At 63.5% G+C, this 21,565-nt stretch carries 23 protein-coding genes and 1 tRNA gene; 9 read left to right on the top strand and 15 right to left on the bottom strand.

Annotated elements, in window-relative coordinates; translation table 11 throughout:
• Positions 1–38 precede the first annotated feature (38 nt).
• On the top strand, positions 39–1,079 hold the full coding sequence (gtdA, locus tag LMTR3_RS19710) for a gentisate 1,2-dioxygenase (protein ID WP_065746664.1): 1,041 nt from the start codon (positions 39–41) through the stop codon (positions 1,077–1,079).
• 114 nt (positions 1,080–1,193) lie between these two features.
• On the opposite strand, the gene LMTR3_RS19705 is transcribed toward gtdA, so the two are convergent.
• From LMTR3_RS19705 to LMTR3_RS19690, 4 genes are all read right to left on the bottom strand, one after another.
• Positions 1,194–2,021, bottom strand: a complete 828-nt coding sequence (locus LMTR3_RS19705; RefSeq protein WP_065746663.1) for an ABC transporter permease — start codon at positions 2,019–2,021, stop codon at positions 1,194–1,196.
• The gene (locus tag LMTR3_RS19700; protein WP_065746662.1) at positions 2,014–2,787 is read right to left on the bottom strand and encodes an ABC transporter ATP-binding protein; all 774 of its coding nucleotides are present in this window, start codon (positions 2,785–2,787) and stop codon (positions 2,014–2,016) included. Before LMTR3_RS19700 ends, LMTR3_RS19705 begins: the two co-directional genes overlap by 8 nt.
• Positions 2,788–2,959: 172 nt before the next feature.
• The gene (locus tag LMTR3_RS19695) at positions 2,960–3,964 is read right to left on the bottom strand and encodes an ABC transporter substrate-binding protein (protein WP_065746661.1); all 1,005 of its coding nucleotides are present in this window, start codon (positions 3,962–3,964) and stop codon (positions 2,960–2,962) included.
• Between the two features lie 21 nt (positions 3,965–3,985).
• On the bottom strand, positions 3,986–5,350 hold the full coding sequence (locus tag LMTR3_RS19690) for an FAD-dependent oxidoreductase (protein WP_065746660.1): 1,365 nt from the start codon (positions 5,348–5,350) through the stop codon (positions 3,986–3,988).
• Positions 5,351–5,457: 107 nt separating this feature from the next.
• On the opposite strand from LMTR3_RS19690, the gene LMTR3_RS19685 reads away from it, so the two are divergent.
• The gene (locus LMTR3_RS19685) at positions 5,458–6,342 is read left to right on the top strand and encodes a LysR family transcriptional regulator (RefSeq protein WP_065746659.1); all 885 of its coding nucleotides are present in this window, start codon (positions 5,458–5,460) and stop codon (positions 6,340–6,342) included.
• 13 nt (positions 6,343–6,355) lie between these two features.
• Here the strand turns inward: LMTR3_RS19685 and LMTR3_RS19680 are convergent, their stop codons facing one another.
• The 4 genes from LMTR3_RS19680 to LMTR3_RS19665 form a co-directional block, all read right to left on the bottom strand.
• The gene (locus LMTR3_RS19680; RefSeq protein WP_065746658.1) at positions 6,356–7,192 is read right to left on the bottom strand and encodes an aspartate dehydrogenase; all 837 of its coding nucleotides are present in this window, start codon (positions 7,190–7,192) and stop codon (positions 6,356–6,358) included.
• Entirely contained in the window at positions 7,189–7,473 is a 285-nt protein-coding gene (locus tag LMTR3_RS19675; protein ID WP_176721936.1) for a type II toxin-antitoxin system RelE/ParE family toxin, read from the bottom strand. Before LMTR3_RS19675 ends, LMTR3_RS19680 begins: the two co-directional genes overlap by 4 nt.
• Before the next feature lie 2 nt (positions 7,474–7,475).
• Entirely contained in the window at positions 7,476–7,712 is a 237-nt protein-coding gene (locus LMTR3_RS19670) for a hypothetical protein (protein ID WP_065746656.1), read from the bottom strand.
• A gap of 61 nt (positions 7,713–7,773) precedes the next feature.
• Positions 7,774–8,577, bottom strand: a complete 804-nt coding sequence (locus LMTR3_RS19665; protein WP_065746655.1) for an enoyl-CoA hydratase-related protein — start codon at positions 8,575–8,577, stop codon at positions 7,774–7,776.
• A gap of 170 nt (positions 8,578–8,747) precedes the next feature.
• Here LMTR3_RS19665 and LMTR3_RS19660 point away from each other — a divergent pair, with 170 nt between their 5' ends.
• On the top strand, positions 8,748–9,722 hold the full coding sequence (locus tag LMTR3_RS19660) for a ketopantoate reductase family protein (protein WP_065746654.1): 975 nt from the start codon (positions 8,748–8,750) through the stop codon (positions 9,720–9,722).
• Between the two features lie 22 nt (positions 9,723–9,744).
• Positions 9,745–10,527: an SDR family oxidoreductase gene (locus tag LMTR3_RS19655; RefSeq protein WP_065746653.1), complete on the top strand. Its 783-nt coding sequence runs from the start codon at positions 9,745–9,747 to the stop codon at positions 10,525–10,527.
• A 218-nt stretch (positions 10,528–10,745) separates the two neighbouring features.
• Here LMTR3_RS19655 and LMTR3_RS19650 read toward each other — a convergent pair whose 3' ends face one another.
• Together LMTR3_RS19650 and LMTR3_RS19645 are read right to left on the bottom strand one after the other, a co-directional pair.
• Positions 10,746–11,495, bottom strand: coding sequence for an aspartate/glutamate racemase family protein (locus LMTR3_RS19650; RefSeq protein ID WP_065746652.1), 750 nt, complete (start codon positions 11,493–11,495; stop codon positions 10,746–10,748).
• Positions 11,496–11,728: 233 nt separating this feature from the next.
• Positions 11,729–12,412: an alpha/beta hydrolase family protein gene (locus LMTR3_RS19645; protein WP_065746651.1), complete on the bottom strand. Its 684-nt coding sequence runs from the start codon at positions 12,410–12,412 to the stop codon at positions 11,729–11,731.
• 244 nt (positions 12,413–12,656) lie between these two features.
• On the opposite strand from LMTR3_RS19645, the gene LMTR3_RS19640 reads away from it, so the two are divergent.
• A complete protein-coding gene (locus LMTR3_RS19640; protein ID WP_065746650.1) occupies positions 12,657–14,501 on the top strand; it encodes a di-heme-cytochrome C peroxidase in 1,845 nt (614 codons plus the stop codon).
• A gap of 217 nt (positions 14,502–14,718) precedes the next feature.
• Here the strand turns inward: LMTR3_RS19640 and LMTR3_RS19635 are convergent, their stop codons facing one another.
• Positions 14,719–14,961, bottom strand: a complete 243-nt coding sequence (locus LMTR3_RS19635) for a hypothetical protein (RefSeq protein WP_065746649.1) — start codon at positions 14,959–14,961, stop codon at positions 14,719–14,721.
• Positions 14,962–15,197: 236 nt separating this feature from the next.
• On the opposite strand from LMTR3_RS19635, the gene LMTR3_RS19630 reads away from it, so the two are divergent.
• On the top strand, positions 15,198–16,154 hold the full coding sequence (locus LMTR3_RS19630) for an alpha/beta hydrolase (RefSeq protein WP_065746789.1): 957 nt from the start codon (positions 15,198–15,200) through the stop codon (positions 16,152–16,154).
• Positions 16,155–16,230: 76 nt separating this feature from the next.
• On the opposite strand, the gene LMTR3_RS19625 is transcribed toward LMTR3_RS19630, so the two are convergent.
• Positions 16,231–16,307: transfer RNA gene (locus LMTR3_RS19625), tRNA-Arg, on the bottom strand.
• A 362-nt stretch (positions 16,308–16,669) separates the two neighbouring features.
• Here LMTR3_RS19625 and LMTR3_RS19620 point away from each other — a divergent pair.
• On the top strand, positions 16,670–17,176 hold the full coding sequence (locus LMTR3_RS19620; RefSeq protein ID WP_065746648.1) for a PRC-barrel domain-containing protein: 507 nt from the start codon (positions 16,670–16,672) through the stop codon (positions 17,174–17,176).
• A gap of 78 nt (positions 17,177–17,254) precedes the next feature.
• Here the strand turns inward: LMTR3_RS19620 and LMTR3_RS19615 are convergent, their stop codons facing one another.
• The 3 genes from LMTR3_RS19615 to LMTR3_RS19605 are packed head-to-tail and all read right to left on the bottom strand — an operon-like array spanning position 17,255 to position 19,310.
• Positions 17,255–18,214, bottom strand: coding sequence for a Bug family tripartite tricarboxylate transporter substrate binding protein (locus tag LMTR3_RS19615; RefSeq protein ID WP_065746647.1), 960 nt, complete (start codon positions 18,212–18,214; stop codon positions 17,255–17,257).
• 57 nt (positions 18,215–18,271) lie between these two features.
• A complete protein-coding gene (locus LMTR3_RS19610) occupies positions 18,272–18,640 on the bottom strand; it encodes a cupin domain-containing protein (RefSeq protein WP_065746646.1) in 369 nt (122 codons plus the stop codon).
• A 31-nt stretch (positions 18,641–18,671) separates the two neighbouring features.
• Complete coding sequence (locus LMTR3_RS19605) at positions 18,672–19,310, bottom strand: RraA family protein (protein WP_065746645.1); 639 nt, start codon at positions 19,308–19,310, stop codon at positions 18,672–18,674.
• A gap of 273 nt (positions 19,311–19,583) precedes the next feature.
• Between LMTR3_RS19605 and LMTR3_RS19600 the strand changes: the two genes are divergently transcribed.
• Positions 19,584–20,540 (top strand): helix-turn-helix domain-containing protein, encoded by a 957-nt coding sequence (locus LMTR3_RS19600; protein WP_065746644.1) that lies wholly within the window; start codon positions 19,584–19,586, stop codon positions 20,538–20,540.
• Between the two features lie 212 nt (positions 20,541–20,752).
• On the top strand, positions 20,753–21,448 hold the full coding sequence (locus LMTR3_RS19595; RefSeq protein ID WP_065746788.1) for a hypothetical protein: 696 nt from the start codon (positions 20,753–20,755) through the stop codon (positions 21,446–21,448).
• Positions 21,449–21,565: the final 117 nt, after the last annotated feature.

Below are 21,565 nucleotides of genomic sequence, written 5' to 3'. Positions count from 1 at the left end.
TGTCAATCTACACGATAAAGAATGACGGGAGGCTTGCCATGGAAGCCGTGCAGAAGACGCCGGAACGCGAAGCGTTCTACAAGAAGATCGACGGCGACAATCTCTCCGCGCTGTGGAACGTGCTGGGCGATCTCGTCACGCCGGAGCCGCGCAGCGCCTGCCGGCCGCATCTCTGGAAATTCGATTCGATCCGCGACTACATGACCGAGGCCGGCAAGCTGATCACCGCCAAGGAAGCCGAGCGGCGGGTGTTGGTGCTGGAAAATCCGGGGCTGCGCGGCCAGTCGAAGGTCACGACCTCGCTGTTTGCCGGCGTGCAGATGGTGGTCCCCGGCGATGTCGCGCCCGCTCATCGGCACAGCCAGTCGGCCCTGCGCTTCGTGCTCGAAGGCAAGGGCGCCCATACCACCGTCGACGGCGAGCGCACGGCGATGGAGCCCGGCGATTTCATCATCACGCCGTCGATGACCTGGCACGATCATTCCAACGAGACGAATGAGCCGATGTTCTGGCTCGACGGTCTCGATATCCCGATGGTGCAGTTCTTCGATGCTTCGTTTGCTGAAGGGTCAAACGAGGACCAGCAGAAGATCTCCAAGCCCGCCGGCGACAGTTTTGCGCGCTACGGCCACAATCTGCTGCCGGTCGACGAGAAGCGCAAATCCAAGACCTCGCCGATCTTCAACTATCCCTACAGCTACACCCGCGAGGCGTTGGAGCGGGCCAAGGCGCGCGACGAATGGGACGCCTGTCACGGGCTGAAGCTGAAGTTCTCCAACCCTGAAACCGGCGATTTCGCCATGCCGACCATCGGCACCTTCATCCAGTTATTGCCGAAGGGTTTCAAGACCGCGCGCTACCGCTCGACCGATGCCACCGTGTTCGCCGCGATCGAAGGCAAAGGTCGCACCCGGATCGGCGACCAGACGTTCGAGTGGGGCGCGCGCGACCTGTTCGTGGTGCCGAGCTGGCACTGGGTCACGCTCGAGGCGGATGTTGATTCAGTGCTGTTCAGTTTTTCGGATCGCCCGGTGCAGCAGAAGATCGACCTATTCCGCGAAGATCGCGGGAATGCGTGAGGTTTGCGCAGAATTGTAGGGTGGGCAAAGGAGCGTAAGCGACGTGCCCACCATCGGGCACTCCGCACGTGATGGTGGGCACGCTGCGCTCTGCCCACCCTACGATTCCCACATCTACCGCCAATGCAGCAATCTCATCTCCAGCACGTTGATTGCCTTCCCCACCGCAAGCCCGAACAGCGACAGGATCACGACGCCGGCTAGGAGCTGATCGGTCTGCATGAGATTGCCGGCCTGCAGCACGAAGGCGCCGATGCCGAACTGCGCGCCGATCATTTCCGCGCTCACCACCAGGAGCAGCGCCACCGACGCCGTGATGCGGAAACCCGCAAGAATCGAGGGCAGCGCGCCGGGCCAGATCACTCTGATGACGATGGCATGGAACGGCACGTTAAAACTCTGCGCCATTCGGATCAGGTTGCGCGGCACCGCGTCGACGCCGCTATAGACCGAAATCGCCGTAGAGAAGAACACCCCTAACGCAATGGTTGCGATCTTCGGCTCTTCGCCGATCCCGAGCCAGAGGATCAGGAGCGGCAACAGCGCGATCTTCGGGATCGGAAACAGCGCGGAGATGAAGGTAATGCCGACGCCGCGCGCCAGTGTCGAGAGGCCGATTGCAAAACCGACGATCACGCCGGCCACCGTGCCGATCAGCCAGCCTGAGCCGATGCGAACGACCGATGCGGAAACGTGCTGCCAGAGTGCGCCACTGACGGCGAGCTTGTAGATCGCGACCGCAATCGCTGATGGCGCCGGCAGGAACAGCGGATTGACCCAGCCGGCGCTGCCGGCGAGCTGCCAGAACGCGATCACCAGCACGAGCGCGATCCACCCGGAAGCGCGGCCACCGCCCGGCATAAAACCCGCGCCGCGGAAGGCGACCGGCCGCGGAACGCTCCCGTCCTGTCGGGTATCCTGCGAGGGTGCGCGCTCAAGCATGCTGCACCTCGCGTTCGGCATCGATCGCCTCCTCGCGGATCAGCGACCACAACTGGTTCTGCAACGTCAGCAACTTGCCGCGGGCATCGATGCCGCCGCGCTCAGTGCGCGTCATCGGAATGCTCACGACCTCGCGCACGCGGCCGGGCCGGCGCGACAGCACCACCACGCGGTCGGCAAGCCGCACCGCCTCTTCCAGATTATGCGTAACGTAGACCGCGCCCATCGCGCCGTCGGCCAGCAGGCGGACAAAATCCTCCATCAGCAATTCGCGGGTCTGCGAATCCAGCGCCGACAGCGGCTCGTCCATCAGAAGAAGCGCTGGACGCACCGCAAGCGCCCGCGCGATGCCGACGCGTTGGCGCATGCCGCCGGACAATTGCTTCGGATAGGCGCTACGAAAATCCGACAGGCCGGTGCGGCGCAGCGCATCATCGACGACGGCCTGGCGTGCGGCGGCATCGAGCGCGGTATGAACCAGTGGAAATTTCACATTCGCTTCCACCGTGCACCAAGGTAGTAGTGCGAAATCCTGGAACACGAAGGTCAGCGGATTGAAACTATTGTCCGGCGGCGCGCCGCGCAGCTCTGCCCGCCCCTCGCTCGGCCGCAACAGCCCGCCCAGGATCGACAGCAACGTGCTCTTGCCGCAGCCGGAAGGCCCGACGATCGCGACCACCTCGCCGGAGGCCACGGTGAAGGAGACGTCATCGAGCACGTCGAGGCCGCCGAAGCGGTGGCTGATATGGTCGGCGATCAGGTCCATGTGGCTCCTGTATTCAACCTCTTGCTCCGCTGCGCTCCCTCTCCCGCTTGCGGGGGAGGGCTGGGGTGGGGGTGTTTCCGCATAAAGAGTATTCGCCGAGGGATAGACCCCCTCCCGCCGCGCTCTACGAGCGCGTCGACCTCCCCCGCAAGCGGGAGAGGTAAGAACGCCATCAATCCGCCTTCACATATTCCTTCGCGATGATCGCATCCGCGGCAAATCCCTTGTCGACAAAGCCCTGCTCCTGCAGCCACGCGATCTGGTTATCGACGTTCTTGACGTCGAGCTTGCCGTCCGGGTCGATATAGGCGCAATTGCCGACCACCTGCTCGACCGGCAGATTGGTGTATTTGGCGATGATCTCGAGTAGCGGCTTTGTCTTGTCGTTGATCTCGGCTTTGCCGCCCTTCACGGAGGCCAGGATCACGTCGTGATACTCGCGGTCGGCGCGCACCAGCGCGCCCAGCAGCTTCGTCACCAGCGCCTTGTTGGCAAGCGTCTTCGGTGAAGCGAACACCGCGCCTAACTGCCACGGCGTCTCATCGCCGACCCAACCAAGTAGCTTGGCGCCGCCGGAATCCACCAGCGCACGTGCGGTCGAGATCGGCAGCAAGGCCGCATCGACGGTTTCGCCCTTCAGCGCCGCGGCGGCATTGGACAGCGACTGCAGCGGCATAATCTTCACGTCCGCAAGCTTGAAGCCATATTTATCGGCGAGCAGGCCGAGCGAATAATGAAAGCTCGATCCGACTTGGGTAACCGCAATGCGTTTTCCCGCGAGATCCTTCGGCGTCTTCAGCCCGGCCGCATAGGCGGCGTTGCTGGCGAAATAGCCGATCAGGGGATAGCCGGCCTTCTCGCGGCTCATGCCGCCGATCACCTTCAGCGTGCCCTTGCCGGCGAGATTGTAGAGACCGGCGGTAAATGCCGTGATGCCGAAATCGACGTCGCCGGAGGTGGTCGCCACCGCGATCGGCTGCGCCGCATCGAAGAATTTCAGCTCGATGTCGAGCCCGGCCTCGCGGAAATAGCCCTTGTCCTGCGCGATGAACACCGGCGCCGAGGATGACAGCCGCAGTACGCCGATTTTCGCCTTCAGCGCATCATCGGCCCGTGCAATCCCGCCCGCCGCCATCGCCAACAGGCCCGCCAGCGCGAGCCGCGCAAATCCTTTCATCCGGTCTCCTCCGTAACGCCTCTATAGGCCCTCGGGCACGGATTGATCCCGCCCGATGAACGCACCCTGTTGTTTCAACGTTTGTTGCAACTTTTCAACTGCAATGTCGCGCGGAATCGTATTTCCGGACAGCGCCAATACCGCGGCGAGACCGGCCGCCTCCCCCATCACAAAGCAGGCGCCGGAGACCCGCGCCGCCGACTGGCCCTCATGGGTCATCGAGGCGCAGCGCCCGGCCATCAGCAGATTGTCGATGCCCTCAGGCACCAGCATGCGATACGGCAATTCGTTGAAGCCGCGCAATTCCGGGATCGGCGGAAACTTGAAGACGACGTCGCCGGCGACATGCTGCTCCATCGGCCAGCCATTGACGCCGATGGAATCCTCGAACGAGGCGCAGCCGAGCACATCCTTGCCCGACAGCATGTAGCCGCCGACCACCCGGCGCGTCTCGCGGATGCCGAGCTGCGGCGGCAGGTCGACGATGTAGGATTTTTCGAAACCGGGCACGGTGCGCAGGAATTCGAACGCCTGCACCGCCTGACGGCGGCCTTCGATCTCGCCGCGTGTCATCTGGTCGGGGTCGATGCCGCTGACCGCCGTGCCGTCCTCGCGCGCGAGCTGGGTAAAATTCACCCGCCACTCGATGCCGGAACGCTGCGGCCGCACGATCGCGGACTTGCGCGGAAAACGATGCGTGCCCGCGGCTTCGGCCTTTTCCATCAGCGCCGGGATAGTCCGCCAAGCCTCGCCCGCCCTTTCGGGATCGATGCCGTTGAGGCGCAGCATCATCGATGGGTAAAGCATGCTGCCGGCATTGTCGCCGACTTCGAAGGGTGCGCCCGCCCAGGCCGCGAGATCGCCATCGCCTGAGCAATCGATGAACATGCCGGCGCGTACCGCCTGACGCCCCGCCTTGGTTTCCACCATCAGCGCGTGGATGCGCCTCTCGTCATCCATCACCACACCGGCGCCAAGGGCGTGAAAGAGGATATCGACCTTGTGCGCGGCCAATAGATCGTCGGCGGCGATCTTGTAGGCCGCGGTGTCATAGGCCTGCGCAAAAATCTTGCCGAGGATCAGATGCGGCGCATTGAGCCCATCGAGCCGGTCGATCCGCGCGAGCAGATCGGACGCAATCCCCTGCACCACCCGGCGCATCTCGCCATGCACGTTGGCATGCAGTCCGCAAAAATTAGTCACGCCGGCGGCGGTGCCCATGCCGCCGAGAAAGCCGTAGCGTTCGATCAGGAGCGTGCGCCGGCCGGCGCGCGCAGCGGCCACGGCGGCCGCAATGCCGGCGGGCCCCCCACCGAGGACGGCAACATCATATTCGCCATAGACTGGCACCCGGCGCGCGGGTTCTTCGATCGTTTTGGCCGACACTGGTCGCCTTCCGTCCCTGTTTCTTGTTGCTGGCACTATGAATTGACACGTTACGGACTACAATCCGGCAAATTGTGCGATCAGCTTTCTCGAATCGTGAAAAGTGGATGGATACGCTCACCAATCTTCAGGCCTTTTTGGCCTCCGCCGAGGCCGGTGGCTTTTCGGCGGCCGCCCGCAAGCTCAACGTTTCGACCTCGGTCGTGTCCAAGCGGGTCACGCAGCTCGAGGACCAGATCGGCATCGCGTTGTTCCGCCGCTCGACCCGCCAGTTGCGATTGACGGAGGCGGGTCAGCGCTATCTGCATCGCGCGCGCGGCGTGGTGGCTGACGCCAGCGACCTTCTCGCGCGCATGGGCGAGAAGGACCGCGACCTCGTCGATCACCTTCGCATCAAGGCCCCCACCTCGCTCACCATTGCCCGGCTCGCCGATGCGTTCAGCGCCTTCCAGACGCAGAATCCGCGGCTGAAGCTTGAAATCGTGCTGATCGACCGGCCGGTCGATCCGGTAACGGAAGGATTTGATATCGCCATCGGCGCGTTCCCGCATTCTTTCGGCGGCGTCGTTGACGAGCCGCTCTGCTCACTCAAGCGGCTGTTATGTGCGTCGCCCGCCTATCTCGCAGCCCATGGCGTGCCCCAGCACCCGCGCGAACTGGTCGATCATCATTGCCTGAGTTTTCTCCCGACCGGATCAGAATGGACGTTTGACGGGCCGCGTGGCCGAACCAGCATCCAGGTGCGCCCGCTGTTGAGTTCAAACGAGGGCCATGTGCTGGTGAAAAGTGCGATGGCAGGCAACGGCATTGCCTTGATCTCGCACTATCTCATAGCCGATGCGCTGCGCAGCGGCACATTGCAGACCGTGCTGCCGGATTTTGTGATTCCCGAACTGTGGGTCAAGGCAGCCATACCGGAGCGGCGGGTGAATGCCGCAGCCGTGCAGGCGCTGCTGCAGCATTTGAGACGCGCGCTCTCGCCGGCGTTGTAAACGCAGAAGGCGCCTACGTTCCGACCTGTAGCGGCGAAGTCAGCTTGCGCAACGCCGCGATCACCGAGAGAGCGGTGATGCGGCCGGTCTTCGGATTTTCCGAGGGGATGTTCTCGATCGACATCGTGAACGAGGCCGAGTCGGATTCGACCCTGATCTGATGGCAATTCCGCGTCACCGCCGGATCGGCCCAGATTTCGATCGTGGTGCGGTCGGGCCCGATGCCGGCCAGCGACAAGGCCGCCACGACATTGACATTGGCGGGAAAGGCGGCAGCCGCATCGCGCGCCGAGCCCTTGAAGACACATAGCGCCGATGTCAGGCCCTCCATGGAGATCCCGTTCTCGACGAGATAAGGCGCGCCGGCGAGACCTCGGGGCGGCTTGCGCGTCACCATCTGCACCGAACGGATGGTCCCTTCGGCAGCCGCCGAAACCGCATCAAATCCGATCAAGGCGCCGGTCGGGACGATGATCTGGCCGCCATACGCCCGGGCCAGATCGACGAGATCGGGACGCGGCAACAGCGCGCTGGCGCTCAGTACCATGACCTGCTTGCCGGCGGTGAGCATCGGCCGGCAGATTTGATCGAGAATTTCAGCCGGCGCGCATTCGACAACGAGGTCGGCATACTCGGGCAAGTCGTCGAGCGCGATCAGCGGAGAGGAGATGCCTTCACGATCAAGCCATGCTTGCGCCTTCGCCTGATCCCTCGTCGCGATCGCCGCGAGCGAAAGGCCCGGCAAACCATGCGCCAGCTTGCGCGCCACGGTTCGGCCGATTTCGCCCAGTCCGGCAATAGCGATACGTTTGGATGGCAAGCTGTGGCGCTCCTGTGATCGCGGCGTCATTCGCGTTCTCGATCCCGGGCCGCATGGAAGACGCCGAGGATCAGCACCTCGTCAGGATCGGCCACGCCGGTTTGATAGACAATAATATAGGGTAAGCCGCGTACGACCCACTCATAGGTACCAGCTACTCGACCGACGTGTCCCATGCGCGGAAACTCCGCCAATCGCTCGGCAGCCAAACGGATGCGGCCTACTACCTGCGTGGCCGCAACAGGATTGCGATCTCTGACATAGCTGTAAATTGCGGCAATATGTTCCCGCGCTTCCGCAGTGAAGCGCAACCTTACAGGCCGCATGACTTCCAAAGCGCCGCCATCTGCTCATCGGTTGCGAGCTTTCCTCGACCTTCGCGGATGTCGCGCTGGATGCGGGCGACCTCTTCGGCTTGAGCATCAGTCAAACGATAGCGGCTCGCGTCCTGCCGTTCCATTTCTAGCAAGACTTCCGCCGCGTCCTCCTGGCGCTCCTTGGGCCAGTGGCGGACGCGTTCCATAAGTTCTTCGATGTCTTTCGCTGTCATGGCTCAAATATAGCAAACTCTTCGGCATCTGCTACTGTTGTCTAGATGGGTAATGAAACAGCTATTTTGCCGTCGCTCCCCATCTCGCCGCCCGCTTCTCCGCAAACGACGCGAGCCCCTCCGACGCCTCCGCCGTCTGCCGCCGCGCCGAGTGCATTTTCACCAACCGCGCGTAGGCCTCGTCGTCGACGCCCATGCCGCCGAACGAGCTCTCCATCGCCAGCCGCTTGGTTTCGGCCAGCGCTTCGGGACCGTTGGCGAGCAGTTGCTCGACCACCTTCGCGCCTGCCATTTCCAGCTCCGCCAGCGGCACCACCTCATGCACCAACCCGATGCGGCGGGCCTCTTCCGCGCCGAACCGTTCGCCGGTCAGCGCATAGCGGCGGACCTGGCGGACGCCGATGGCGTCGCAGAGCTGCGGAATGATGATCGCCGCGGTCAGGCCCCAGCGCACTTCGGTAATCGAGAACAGCGCATTGTCGGCGGCGATCACGACGTCGCAGGCGGAGATCACGCCGGTGCCGCCGCCGAAACAGCCGCCCTGCACCAGTGCGACCGTCGGGATCGGCAGCGTATTCAACCGCTGCACGGCCTCGAATGTCGCCCGCGACACGGCCTCGTTCTCATCAGCCGATTTCGGCCGCACGCCGTTGATCCATTTCAGGTCGGCGCCGGCCTGAAAATGCTTGCCATTGCCCTTGAGCACGGCGACGCGAAGATTTTGCTTCTTGCCGAGATCGTCCATCGCCGCGAGCACGCCGCCGATCAGTCCGCCATCATAGGCGTTGTTCACCTCGGGGCGATTGAGCGTGACCGTTGCGACGCCGCGCGCGTCGAGATTCCATAAAACCGGATTGGCAGTCATTCGGCGTTCCCTTTGGCCTTGTTCGTTATGGCTGGCACTATGCCGAGACAGCGGAAGCTGATCCATCCCTTTTGGCCATGGCAGTGATGCAAACCGTATCGCCGGTTGCGCAGTGTCGCCGGCTTGTGGAAACTACCCTTCAGAGGTCGCTTCAGCAGGATTTTCCATCCATGCGGATTTGCGTTTTCGGTGCGGGCGCAGTCGGCAGCCATTTTGCGGTGCGGCTCGCGCTGGCAGGACACGACGTTTCCTGCGTGATGCGGGGAGCGCATCTGGATGCCGTGAAAGCCAACGGGCTGACGCTGCGGGTTGGAGATGGCGAGTTCAAGGCGAAGGTCAGCGCGTCCAGCGATCCCGCCGCGCTAGGCCGGCAGGACGTCGTGATTTGCACGTTGAAAGCGACAGGCCTCTCCGGCCTCGCCGCTGGGCTGCAGCCGCTGCTCGGCAGTGACACCGCCGTGGTGTTCGCGCAGAACGGCATTCCCTGGTGGTACGATATCGGGCTCTCGCCAAGCCATCCGCCGGTGCCGGATCTGGCCTTCCTCGATCCCGGCGGACACCTGCGCACGGCGATCCCGAGAGAGCGCATCGTCGGGGGCGTGGTGTTCTCATCGAATGAAGTCATCGCGCCGGGCGTGGTCGCTAACCTGTCGCCGGAGCGCAACCGGCTCCTGATCGGCGAGTGCGACGACCGCGCCAGCGAGCGGGTCGCGAAGCTGCGCGCTGCGCTGAATGACGCCGCGATCGACTCGCCCGAGGTCACGCAGATCAGGGAGACGATCTGGTCAAAGCTCCTGACCAACATGTCGATGTCGGTGCTGTGTTTGCTGACCGGACAGACTGCGCGCGCCGTCCGCGACGATCCTGATCTGGCCGACATCGTGCCGCGCCTGCTCGACGAGGCCAACAGCGTGGCGCAAAGCTGCTTTCCGCAAGTCAAGCGCGTGTCGCGATCCGGCCCCGCTCCCGACCACAAGCCGTCAATCCTGCAGGATTACGAGCTCGGCCGCACCATGGAGATCGACGTTTTGGTCCGCGCGCCCGCCGCCTTCGCCCGCGCCGCCGGACTTTCGACACCGATGCTCGACATGATGGGAGCGCTGGCGATCCGACAGGCGCGCGACAAGGGGCTCTACAAGACCTGAGAACAAGCAAGGGAGCCGCATCATGCATGTTAAAGACAAGGTCTGCGTCGTCACGGGAGCGGCGAGCGGTATCGGCGAGGCGGTGGCGCGCGCCTATGCGGAAGCCGGCGCGCGTGGCGTCGTCGTCGCCGACCTCAAAACCTCGCGCGAGAAGCTCGCCAAGGTCGCGGGCGACATCGACGGACTGCCGATCACGGCCGACGTCGGGCTGGAGGAAGACATCAAGGCACTGATCGCGGCGGCCGAGGACAAGTATGGCCCGGTCGACGTGTTCTTCTCCAACGCCGGGCTCTCGCGCAAGGGACAGGAGACCGCGTCTGACGCCGATTGGGAGGTGAGCTGGCGCGTCCATGTCATGAGCCATGTATTCGCGGCTCGCGCGCTGGTGCCCGGCATGCTCGCACGCGGCTCCGGCTATCTCCTCAACACCGCGTCCGCGGCGGGCCTTCTGGCGTCACTGAACTCGATGCCGTACGGCGTGACCAAGAACGCCGCGGTGGCGCTCGCCGAGCATCTCGCCATTCAGTATGGCGATCGCGGCATCCGCGTCTCTGTGCTGTGCCCGCAATCGGTACAAACAGGCATGACGACGCCCGGCCCCAGCGCCGCGCGGATCGACGGCGTGTTGCAGCCACCCGAGGTGGCGCGCATGGTGATCGAGGCGATGGCGGAAGAACGCTTCCTTATCCTGTCGCACCCGCAGGTTGCCGAATACATCCAGCGCAAGGCCTCCAACCGCGACCGCTGGCTCGCCGGCATGCGCCGACTGCGCGACAAGATCTACGGCGCGCCGCAGTCGGCATAGCGTCTGTTATTGCGAGGAGCGCAAGCGACGACTTGTCGGGGTATGACTGCCGCAGTTCGCGATCGTGGGTCCCGGCTCTGCGTCGCGTCACTGCGTGCCGCGCCGCGTCCGGGACACGAAAGCCCATGAGGCCGGCAGCCAGTCTCCGTTCCCCGGACGCAGCGCAGCGCATAGCGGTGCGCTGCAGAGCCGGGTCCCATGCGCTGCATCCAGAAACGCTATGGATTCGTCCGCAATGACGGGTCAGGCGGCGCGAATTGTTCCAGTAGTCCCGTATAATTCTTCACGCCCGGCAACGCATACGAGCCGCGCCGGGAGGTCGTCAGCTTCAGACCGGCCAGCGCCTCGGCCTGCTTCACCGCGGCTGCCACACCGTCGACGACCGGCACGCCGAACTTCCGCGACAGTTTTTGCGCAAGATCGGCCATGCCCGCACAGCCGAGCACGATCGCCTCCGCGCCCTTCTCCAGCGCGCGGGCAATCTCGGCTTCAAGCTTCGCTTCCGCGCCGGAGCCCGGCTTTTCGAGATCGAGCACCGCGACGTCGCAAGCGGTGACTTGCACTCTTTCCGCAAAACCATAGCGGCGTACCAGCTCTTCGAGCGGCACGATCGAGCGCGGCAGTGTTGTGACGATCGCTATGCGTTTTGCGATTTGGCCGGCCGTCACCAGCGCCGCCTCGCAAATACCTACCACGGGAAAGGGCGCCACCGATCGCGCTGCGTCGAGCCCGGTGTCGTCGAAGCAGGCGATGATGCCAGCGTCAGCATCCCGTGCATTCATCAGCGCCTGGATCAGGCCGGGCACGGCAAACGCCTCGTCGTAATAGCCTTCGATCGAGACCGGCCCCATCGCCGAGGTCACGGCGGATATTTCGGTGCCTGGTGCGGCGACAGTACGCGCGGCGGCGCCGATCGTTTCCGTCATCGAGGTAGTCGTGTTCGGGTTGACGATCAGGATTTTTGTCATGACGTATCGTAGTTCAGAAAGCGACGAGCGCAACCATATCCGTCGTCCCTGCGAACTCAGGGACCCCGAGCGTGAGCGCAATTGCGCTCATCGCGGCGCCGCGGCCAACGGTAGGGTGGGCAAAGCGAAGCGTGCCCACCATTCTCACGGAAATCCGGGATGCACGGTGGGCACGGCGCGAAGCGCCTTTGCCCACCCTACGTAGCTGCGTTCGCAGGGACGACATCGGAGGCTTAACCGATGACCTCGTCTACCCATGCCGCAAACGCATCCAGCGCCTCGTCCATCACCGCACCGTCATTCCGCCCCGAACTCTTCAGCACATGGAAAGAATGATCGGCGCCATCAAGCAAATGCAGTGCCGCGCGCGATCCCAGGCTCTTCACGACCGGCTCGAGCAGACTCAACTCGGCCAGCGCGTCGCGCGTGCCTTGCAAAAACAGCATCGGGACTGTGACATCGGCGAGATGCCCGGCCCGCTCGCTGGAAGGTTTTCCAGCCGGATGCAGAGGAAAACCGAGAAACACCAACCCGCGAACGCCCGGCAACGGCGAAACCGCCTGCGCCTGCGACGTCATCCGCCCGCCAAACGATCTGCCGCCAGCGACCAGTGGCAATGAGGGAAAGCGTCGCCCGGCTTCCGCCACGGCCGCTCGCACCGCTGCATGCGCAACCGCAGGCGGATCGGGCCGCTTGCCGCCTTTTTCCATATAGGGAAACTGATAGCGCAGCGTCGCAATACCGCGCTCGGCAAGGCCTGTGGCAACCGCCTCCATCGACTTGTGTGTCATGCCCGCGCCGGCCCCGTGCGCAAACACGTAACAGGCACGGGGCTGTAGCGGCTGCACCAATAGCCCCGAAACCGCCTCGCCGGGGCCGTTCTCGAGTCTCAAGCGTTCCGCCGCTTCTGCCGTCATGTGATCTGTCCGACACTTTTCTGCATGATGGAGACTCTATACTGGAAAACGCTCCGGCGAAGGATGACCGGCGAGGACCGCATTCCGCGGCCGTCAGGGATTTGGATTTATGGACAGACCTACGGCGCCACTATAAGATGGCATCATATTCAATCGCACGCCGAGGGTGATTCGCCTTGCGGCGTTTTTTGATAACAGACGGATATTGCGCGCCACCGGCGCGGTTTTAACGAGGGGGCAGGCCATGCGGGGCAAAAGGATTGCAATAATTGTGATCGCGCTTGCGGTCGTCGGCGTCGGTTACGCCGTCAAGGACGACATCGCCAAGCTCTGGCAGGATCTTCACGTCAAGATCGTGGAGCATCCCACACCGAAGAAAACCGTCTGGCTCGACCAGGGCATTCCTAAGGAAAAGCTGAGCTGGTTCTATCACGCCGATCAGGGAACGCGGACCTTCGGCTTTCCCTACGAGTGGCTCATGGCGCTGGAGCAGCCGACCATACCGTGGCTGTTGTTCACCTCCCCCGGCCTGTTCAGCGATTCCGCCTATCTCGACCGCTATGGCTTCATTGCCGATACCGTCATCCCTGGCAAGAAGGCACTCCCGATCGGCTTCGCGCAGGGCGGTCCGATGCTGGACCCGACCGGCGCGCCGTGGAAGAACCCGCGCAACAAGCAGGAAATGACCGGCGTCGGCCTGACCTGTGCGGCCTGCCACACCGGCAGCTTCACCTACAAGGACACCGCCGTCGTCATCGATGGCGGACCGGCGCTCACCAACCTCTTCGCAATAAAGCAGGGCATGGGCATCTCGCTGTTGCTGACGCGCTACTGGCCTGGGCGGTTCGACCGCTTCGCCGAGCGCATCCTTGGTCCGGACTCCACCGTCGACGACCGCGAGACGCTGAAGAACCAGCTCGACCAGGTCCTTGCCCAATACAAGCAGGTCAAGAATCTGGAAGAACGCGTCGCCTCCCAGAGCATCCTGGAAGGATATGGACGGCTCGACGCGCTGAACCGGATCGGCAACCAGGTATTTTCGATCGACCTGAAGAAGCCGGAGAACTATGCCGGCTCCTCCGCGCCGGTGCATTTTCCGCGGATCTGGAACACGCCGTGGTTCGACTGGGTGCAGTACAACGGCTCGATCATGCAGCCGATGGTGCGCAACGCCGGCGAGGCGCTCGGCGTATCCGCGGAGCTCAATCTGACCGAACCGTCAAAGGGTCTGTACAAATCGAGCGTCGACCTGAAGTCGCTCGACGAAATGGAGCAGATGATCAAGGGCAAGAATCCGCCGAACGCGAAGAACGGATTCTCAGGCCTGAAATCCCCGAAATGGCCGGGTGATATCCTGCCGCCGATCGACCAGAAGCTGGCCGACAAGGGCGCCGAACTCTACAAGACCCATTGCCAGGAGTGTCACCGGCCGCCGGTGACGAGCGAGGCGTTTTACGATTTCAACAACAAGGACTGGTGGACCAGGAACGAGGCGGGCGAGGCAATCCTCAAGGTCGAGAATGTTCCGATCTCGCACATCGGAACCGATCCCGCGCAGGCGGCGGACATGATGGCCCGCACGGTCGCGGTTCCCGACCATCTCGGCCTCAAGAGCAGCAGTTTTGCGTTCGCACTCGGCGAACTCGTCGAGAAGACCGTCAACACCATCTTCGATCAGCAGAAGCCGCCTGTGAGCGCTCCGGAGCGGAAACGGATGGATGGCTACATGCCGAACGAACTGCGAGGCGAACTGGCCTACAAGGTCCGTCCGCTGAACGGCGTGTGGGCGACGCCGCCCTATCTGCACAACGGCTCGGTGCCGACCATCGACGATCTGCTCGGCGACCCGGAAAAGCGGCCGGCGAAATTCTATCTCGGCAGCCGCGAATACGACCCCGTGAAGCTCGGTTACAAGGCCGACCCGATCGCCAACGGTTTCGAATTCGATACATCCATTCGCGGCAACTCGAACAGGGGCCACGAATTCAGGAAGGACTTCAGCCAGGAAAAGGAGATCAAGGGCGTCATCGGACCGGAGTTGTCCGCCGACGATCGAAAGGCGCTGATCGAATACCTCAAGACGCTCTAGTCCTGCTGCGTCATGAGCCCCTCATGGTGAGGAGCGCGAACCGCGTCTCGAACCATGAGGCCGTCCGTGGCCTACATCCTTCGAGATGCCCGCTCCGCGGGCTCCTCAGGATGAGGGTTTAAACGACTGTGACGCAGCACTCTGCCGCGGCCGGGTATCGCCCGGTCGCTGCCGTTTCGGACGCAACGCGTCTCGCAGATGGACTAGGCGGCCTGCCTTACCGGCTGGCCACCAGCCGCAGATACGGCTTGATCGTTTCCTCGAGCTCGGCCTTGAGCTGGTGCACACGCGGATCAGCCGAGCGCGCCGCGCACAGCGAATATTGGTTGACCGAGCACGCCAGTGCGCGCCGCTCGTCGGCGGTCCGCGTCACTTCCGGGCTGGACAGTTTCAGCACCATCCCGCCGAGTTGCACGAGCATTTCGTCGAGCGCCCGATCCATTCCGGCAATTTGATCCATCGCACCACTCCCTCTGGAAGGAGTAATGATCGGCGCGCCCGGCCGTTCCCCGCGCGCCCGGTTAGGGATAACCAAAAGTAAACGGACCGCGATTCTATCGACGCCGCCCGCATATCGTCTTGAAGGAATCATTATCAATTGAAGGATGCGGACCCCGTCTGCTCTGGAAAACGCCGCAATTGCGGCGGCCGCGCCCGTTACCTATGCTGCCGTCCTGTTCCGCAACGAGGCCCCGCATGATGCCGCCGCTCGATCCCGTCGTCGCCCAGATCATTCCGCTGCTGCCGCTGCGCGATCCCGCGACGATGACGCCGCAGAGCGCGCGCGATGCGCTCCGCGCATTGGCGGCCTCGCGCGCGGCAGTTCCGCCGCCTCCGGTGATGATTACGGAAGACATCAAGGTGAAAGGCGCGGCCGGATTCCTTGCGGCGCGGGTCTACCGGAACTCGAACGAAAAATCGCCGACGGTCGTGTTCTTTCACGGCGGCGGCTGGGTTGCAGGCGATCTCGAAACCCATGACCGGCAGGCGCGCTGGCTCGCGATCGAGACCGGCGCCGTCGTCATCTCGGTCGATTACCGCCGCCCGCCCGAGGTGCGCTTTCCTGGCGCCTTCGAGGATGCCTTCACGGCCACACAGGACGTCATCGCCCGCATCGCCGAATTCGGCGGCGATGCGGCGCGCGTCGGCATCGCCGGCGACAGCGCGGGTGGCAATCTGGCGGCCACCACCGCGATCGCCTGCCGCGACGCCGGCATCAGGCTATCAGCGCAGTTGCTGGTCTATCCCGTCACCGACGTTGCCGGAAATTTCGCGGACGCGACCGAAAACGCCCGCTTCCCCTCGCGCAGCGAGAACGCAGACGGCTATTTCCTCACCCGCGCCACCATGGAGTGGTTCTGCGGCCACTACATCGCCGACAAGACACACGGCACCGACTGGCGCGTTTCGCCGCTCCGCGCCAGCAACCTTGCCGGCGTGGCGCCGGCGATCGTCTGCACCGCGTGGTTCGATCCGCTCCGCGACGAAGGCAAGGCCTACGCCGATGCGCTAAAGGCCGCCGGCGTGCCGATCAGCTATTACGACGGCCTCGGCCTGATCCACGGCTATTTCGGCCTCGGCGAGGCGTCGGAGACCGCGAAGCGAGAAGCGCAGCGGGCGCGGGCGGATTTCAAGGCGCTGCTCGAAGCGTGATGGTGACCGTGATGGTGACAATGGCTGTCATGCGCCGGTTCGACCCGCGGGCGGCTGCGTTGTGGTCCTGGCGTGCTGGCGATCCCGGGAAGACTCGAACTTCCGACCTACGGTTTAGGAAACCGTCGCTCTATCCGGCTGAGCTACGGGACCGCGGACCCGCATGGCAGAGCAGGTGCTTGGGACGCTTCATAGCAAAGCAGGCGTGGCATCGCCAGCCCCTCCGGGCCGCACCCTTTGGGGTCCGCAAAGGGAGTCCCGCGTCGATCCGAAACCAAAAGGAGCCGCCCGCCGACGGCTCCAGTTACGGTACCGCCGTTACCTTGTTCGCGGCCATACCTCTTCAACATTCGGCTGATTCGACCCGTCGCACGTGACCGGGGAGTGACACAGTCGAGGAAACCCGACTCCACGCCGCATCCTCAGATCATTCCGAAACTTCGCCCGAATGCCGTGGAACGTTCGCGCATGCGTTCTGTTCTAGGGAAACACGACGACTTTCCGAGGAGGACAAAATGCAGAAACTCCTAGCCGCGGCTCTTTTGAGCGCCGCCGTCTTCAGTGCTCCCGCCTATGCGCAGACCGCGCAAACGGCTCAGCCCACCGCCCCCGCCGCGACGGCCGGCTCGCAGGAAAAGATGATGCTCAAGGGGAACTGGCGCGCGTCCAAGCTCATGGGCCTCGACGTCTATAATGACGCCAACGAAAAGCTCGGCGAGGTCAACGAGCTGATTCTCGACAAGGAGGGCAAGGTCAATGCGGTCGTGATCGGCGTCGGCGGCATCCTGGGCGTCGGCGAGCACGACATCGCCGTTTCCATGGACAAGCTCAAATTCGTCGAAGAGCCGGTCCGCACCAGCTCCACTACAGGCACGCAGCGCGAGACCACGACGGGCGCGGCCACGGGCGCCACGACAAGCAGCGCCGATGCGAACGACTGGATGCCCGATCACGCCGTGATGAGCGGCACCAAGGAACAGCTCAAGGCAATGCCGCAGTTCAAATATTCAGACTCCAACTGAGGCACCCGAAACCTGATGATGAAGGCCCCACCCTGATGGGGCCTTTTTCATGATCGGATACGGTGCGGGTGCTTGCCTCTACGCCCTAATGTTGTTCTCGCGGACCACCTGTCCCCAGATGCTCACCTGCTTGGCGAAGAAGGTGCCGAAATCCTTGCCGTCGGCGAGCAGCAGCGACATGTTCTGGGTATCGCGCAACTGCGCCGCTACCGCCGGCTCGCTGAGAATCTCCTTCACCGATTTCGCCATGCCGGCGACGGCATCTTCCGGCGTTCCCTTCGGCGCGAAAACGCCCCACCAGGCCAGCGTCTCGAAATCGGGAAAGCCCGCTTCGATCGCGGTCTGCGTATCCTTCAGCACGGGCATCCGCTCGCGGCCCATCTGCAGGATCGGCCGCAGCCTGTTGGTGCCGAGTTGCGCCGTGATCAGCGCCGCCGATCCCACGATGAGATCGACATGGCCGCCGAGCACGTCGTTCATCGCCGGACCGCCGCCGCGGTACGGCACATGCGTGATCTCGACGCCGGCCTTCTTGCTCAGCACGGTCATCGCCAGATGGCCGAGGGTGCCGATTCCGACGGAGGCATACTTCACCGCGCCGGGCGTTGCCTTGCAGGCCGCGACCACGTCGGCAAAGGTCTTGTACGGCCGCTCGGCATTCGCGGCGACGACATAAGGCGCCGTGCCGACCAGGAACACCGGCACCAAATCCTTCTCGACATCCAGCCCCGGCTTTTCGAGGATCGATGGGATGACCGCGTGCGAATCGAACGTCACCAGGAACGTCGCGCCGTCAGGCGCGCTCTTGGCGACCTGCACGGCGCCGAGCGAGCCGGCCGCGCCGGATTTGTTCTCCACCAGCACGGTGCGGCCGAGCTTCGTCTGCAGATGAGACTGCAATAGCCGAGCCAGCGCGTCGGTCGATCCGCCCGGCGGGAACGGCACCACCAGTGTCATGTTCTTGGCCGGCTGCGCCAATGCCGGCGTCACCGCGAACGCGGCTGTCGCCGCAAGCAAGTTGCGTCTTGTAATCTTCACCAGAACTCTCCTCCCGTTATCGTCCGCGATTTTTTTGTTTTTGTTCGCAGACTTGTCTCAAGTGCCGAAGCCAGACCCGGCCTTTTTGTATTCGGGGCGCGGCGGACTGAAGATGTCAAGCACACGCGCACCTTCCGGTCCAGCCCGCATCGTATGCGGCACGTTGCCGGGCGTCCGCCAGAAATCACCCTTTTTGACCGGAATTTCCTCACCGCCCTGAACGCGGATCGCCGATCCTTCAAGCAGCACGCCCCATTGTTCTTCGGGGTGATGATGCAGCGTGCCTTGCGAATGCGGCGCCAGCGTCACCACCGACAGCATGGCGTGCTCGCCGGAAAAGATGCGTGTGGTGACACCGGCGGCGAGTTCGCGAAGCAGGCCGTCGGCTGGGTTGTCCAGATTGTGGAATTCTTCTCTCTGACTCATCGTTCCTCCGTCAGCGCGCTGTCGCACCCGATCAAGACTTGCCGTAGCTGCCCTGGTAGCGGCCTTCGCGGATCGCTGTGAGCGTGTCTTCCTCGCGCGCGATCTGGGCGCGGACCGCCTCGAGCAATGTGGCGGCCACAGCAGCGGGGAACGATACCACGCCGTCCTCATCGCCCACCACGATGTCACCGGGAGAAATCACCGACCCGCCGATGGAAACCGGCACGTTGATCTCGCCGGGCCCGCTCTTGTACGGGCCGCGGTGGATCGCCGCGCGGGCAAAGCAGGGAAAGTCGGAGGCAGCGAAGGCCGCGACGTCGCGGATGGCGCCGTCGATCACATAGCCCGCGGCGCCGCGGTATTCGGCGATATTCTTCATGATCTCGCCGACCAGCGCCCGCGTCTCGTCACCGCCGCCATCAACCACGATTACGTCGCCCGGCCCGACCAGTTCCAGCGCCCGGTGGATCGCAAGATTGTCGCCGGGCCGCGTGCGCACCGTAAAGGCAGCTCCGACCAGCCGGCCGGCGCGATGAAACGGCCGCAGGCCCACGGCGCCCGGCAGCCGGGCGAGGTTGTCGCTGATGATCGAGGTCGGCGCGTTCCTGAACGCCTCGATCAGCTCAGCCGCGGGCTTCGGCACGCTCGGCATGGTCGTGGTGATTGTCATAGGGACTGTTTCCTCTTGCTTCCTCTTGCGGCTCCGGCCCGCCCGGCGCGAGGGCTCCAGATTGGCCGCCACATGATGGCGTGGGTTGCTGCAGAACAATTAGCATTCCGCTTGAGCTGGTATAATGGATTTGGATGGGTCCGGGGGCGGCGCGCCCCCGCACGTCACGTCGGTGCTGTCGAAATCTTCGCCTCGGCCACACTTCTTAATGCGGCCTTAACCAAGACCGGCCGACGCTGGCTGCGAAGATTCGCACCGCCCAGTTGTCTTACAATGCTATTTAAGAACCTTGCCCCCTCGCCGGCCCTTTCGATCATCCGGTTTGCCGACATCGACGCCTTCCGGCCGGTCGAATTTGTTGCGGACGCGCGCAGCGTCCCGCTGAATCTTGCGAACTTCCATACCGCGCGCGCGGTGGTGCAGTTGCCCTGCTGCCAGATCACGATGCTCCGCTCGTTTCCACGTATCGTCGATGTCAGCTACCGCGCCGCGCATGGCGTCGTCATCTTCCAGATCGAGGACGACTACGACGTGGCCGTCAACGGCATGTCGGTGAATCGTCCGGCGTTTGTCGGCATGCGCGGCAATGTGGATTTGCAGTTCGTCGAACCCCGTGGATCGCTGCACGCGATCATCACCCTTGGCGCCGGCCTGCGCGATCGGGAATGGTTCGATGCGCCGGACCGGCTATGCCCGTTCATGCCGGACCCCGACACCCTCGCAACGGTCAGATCCGTCACGATAGATATTTTGCAGACGGCTTCCGCCAGGCCGGAACTGTTGCGGGAGCCGCCTTCGGCGCTGGCCCTCCAGGAAGGCCTGCTGCTCGCCATCGACGAAATGTTCCGCAGCAGCCGAACGCCGGAAGTGGCGGGCAAGATTGCAAGCACAGGCTATTGTCGCCTTGTTCGCATGATCGACGAGTATGTCGCCTTTCATGCCGCCTCGGCGATCTACAGCGCCGACCTCGCCGAACAATGCGGCGTGTCGGTCAGGACGCTGGGCACGGCGGTGGCAAGCGTCCGCGGCATGAGCCTGCATCGCTATTTGCGACTCAAGCAGCTTTGGTCGGCGCGCGCGCAACTCGTGAAGGGATCCGACGCCATCACCGTGACGTCCTGCGCCCGGGCCAACGGCTTCCATCACATGGGCGAATTCGCAAGACTCTATCGCGCGGTGTTCCATGAAACGGCGTCGCGCACGCTGGCTCGCGCGAGAGGCGCTGACTGATTCTTGCCACAATGTGACGTGCTTATCCGCTCGCCGTCAGATGGTGCACTTAGAATCACTACAGTATCCTCTGCGGGAACTTGCCTTGCTGCTGAATTTCTTCAGGATTTTTAACGGCCTGGCACTGTGTTCCGTCGGTCACATGAACCGGGTAACATCACAACGCCAGCGGGAACATCGTGCAGTTTCGGCGTGACAGCGCTGCCAAAATGATGACAATCGGCTCAATCAAAGTTCCCAAGAATATCGACCGGAGCAAATCGTCCGTGATCGCCTCACGTGCATCGTCATTGGTTTTTGCCGCAATCGGAGGGCTGTTCGTGCTCGCGCCGGTGGCTTCAGATGCGCAGTGGTGGCGTAGCGCACCGTTCGATTTCGAATCCTGCGCCGATGTGGCAGAGAAGGCTGCGACCAAAGAAGAAAAGACGGCGAAACTCGCTGAATGCAACGCGAAATTCGCCGGCCGCCGCAAGCCCGGCGGCGGTTACACCTACTACGACTTCATGCAGGACCGGACATTCGACATCGCGGGTCCCAACCCGACTCCGGAAGAGCAGAAGAGGATCGACGAGCAATATACTGCCTATCTCGAGCGCGAGCGGCGCAACCACATCGCCGCCGCGGCGGCGGCCAAGCAGCAACAGCCCGAGCCGTCGCCCGCACAGGGAATACAACAAGGCATACATCAGGTCTCGCTGCACACGGAGCAGGCCCCTCCGCCGGTCGAAACCGAAAGAGTGCCGATACCGGTGGCGAGCCCGGTCAAGCAGGCCGCGCGAATCAGGGCGGCCCAATGCGCCAAGAACCAATTCTCGTGTGAATGGCCGCGGCTCTCGGAGAGCATCAACGAACTGAAGCGGCTGTTCAATCCGCAACAGCAGCCGCCGAGCAAGCAGAAGAAGGGCTGACCGTCATTCCCCGCGCAGGCGGGGAATCCAGTATCCACAGAACTAACGTGGATACAGCACTGCTCCCCAAACCCGCCGGTGATTACTGGATGCCCGCCTTCGCGGGCATGACGACTG

This window comes from Bradyrhizobium sp. LMTR 3 (assembly GCF_001693485.1).
Classification (GTDB): Bacteria; Pseudomonadota; Alphaproteobacteria; order Rhizobiales; family Xanthobacteraceae; genus Bradyrhizobium.
The sequence above is the reverse complement of the archived record's forward strand: the minus strand, read 5'-3'. Positions and strand labels throughout refer to the sequence as shown.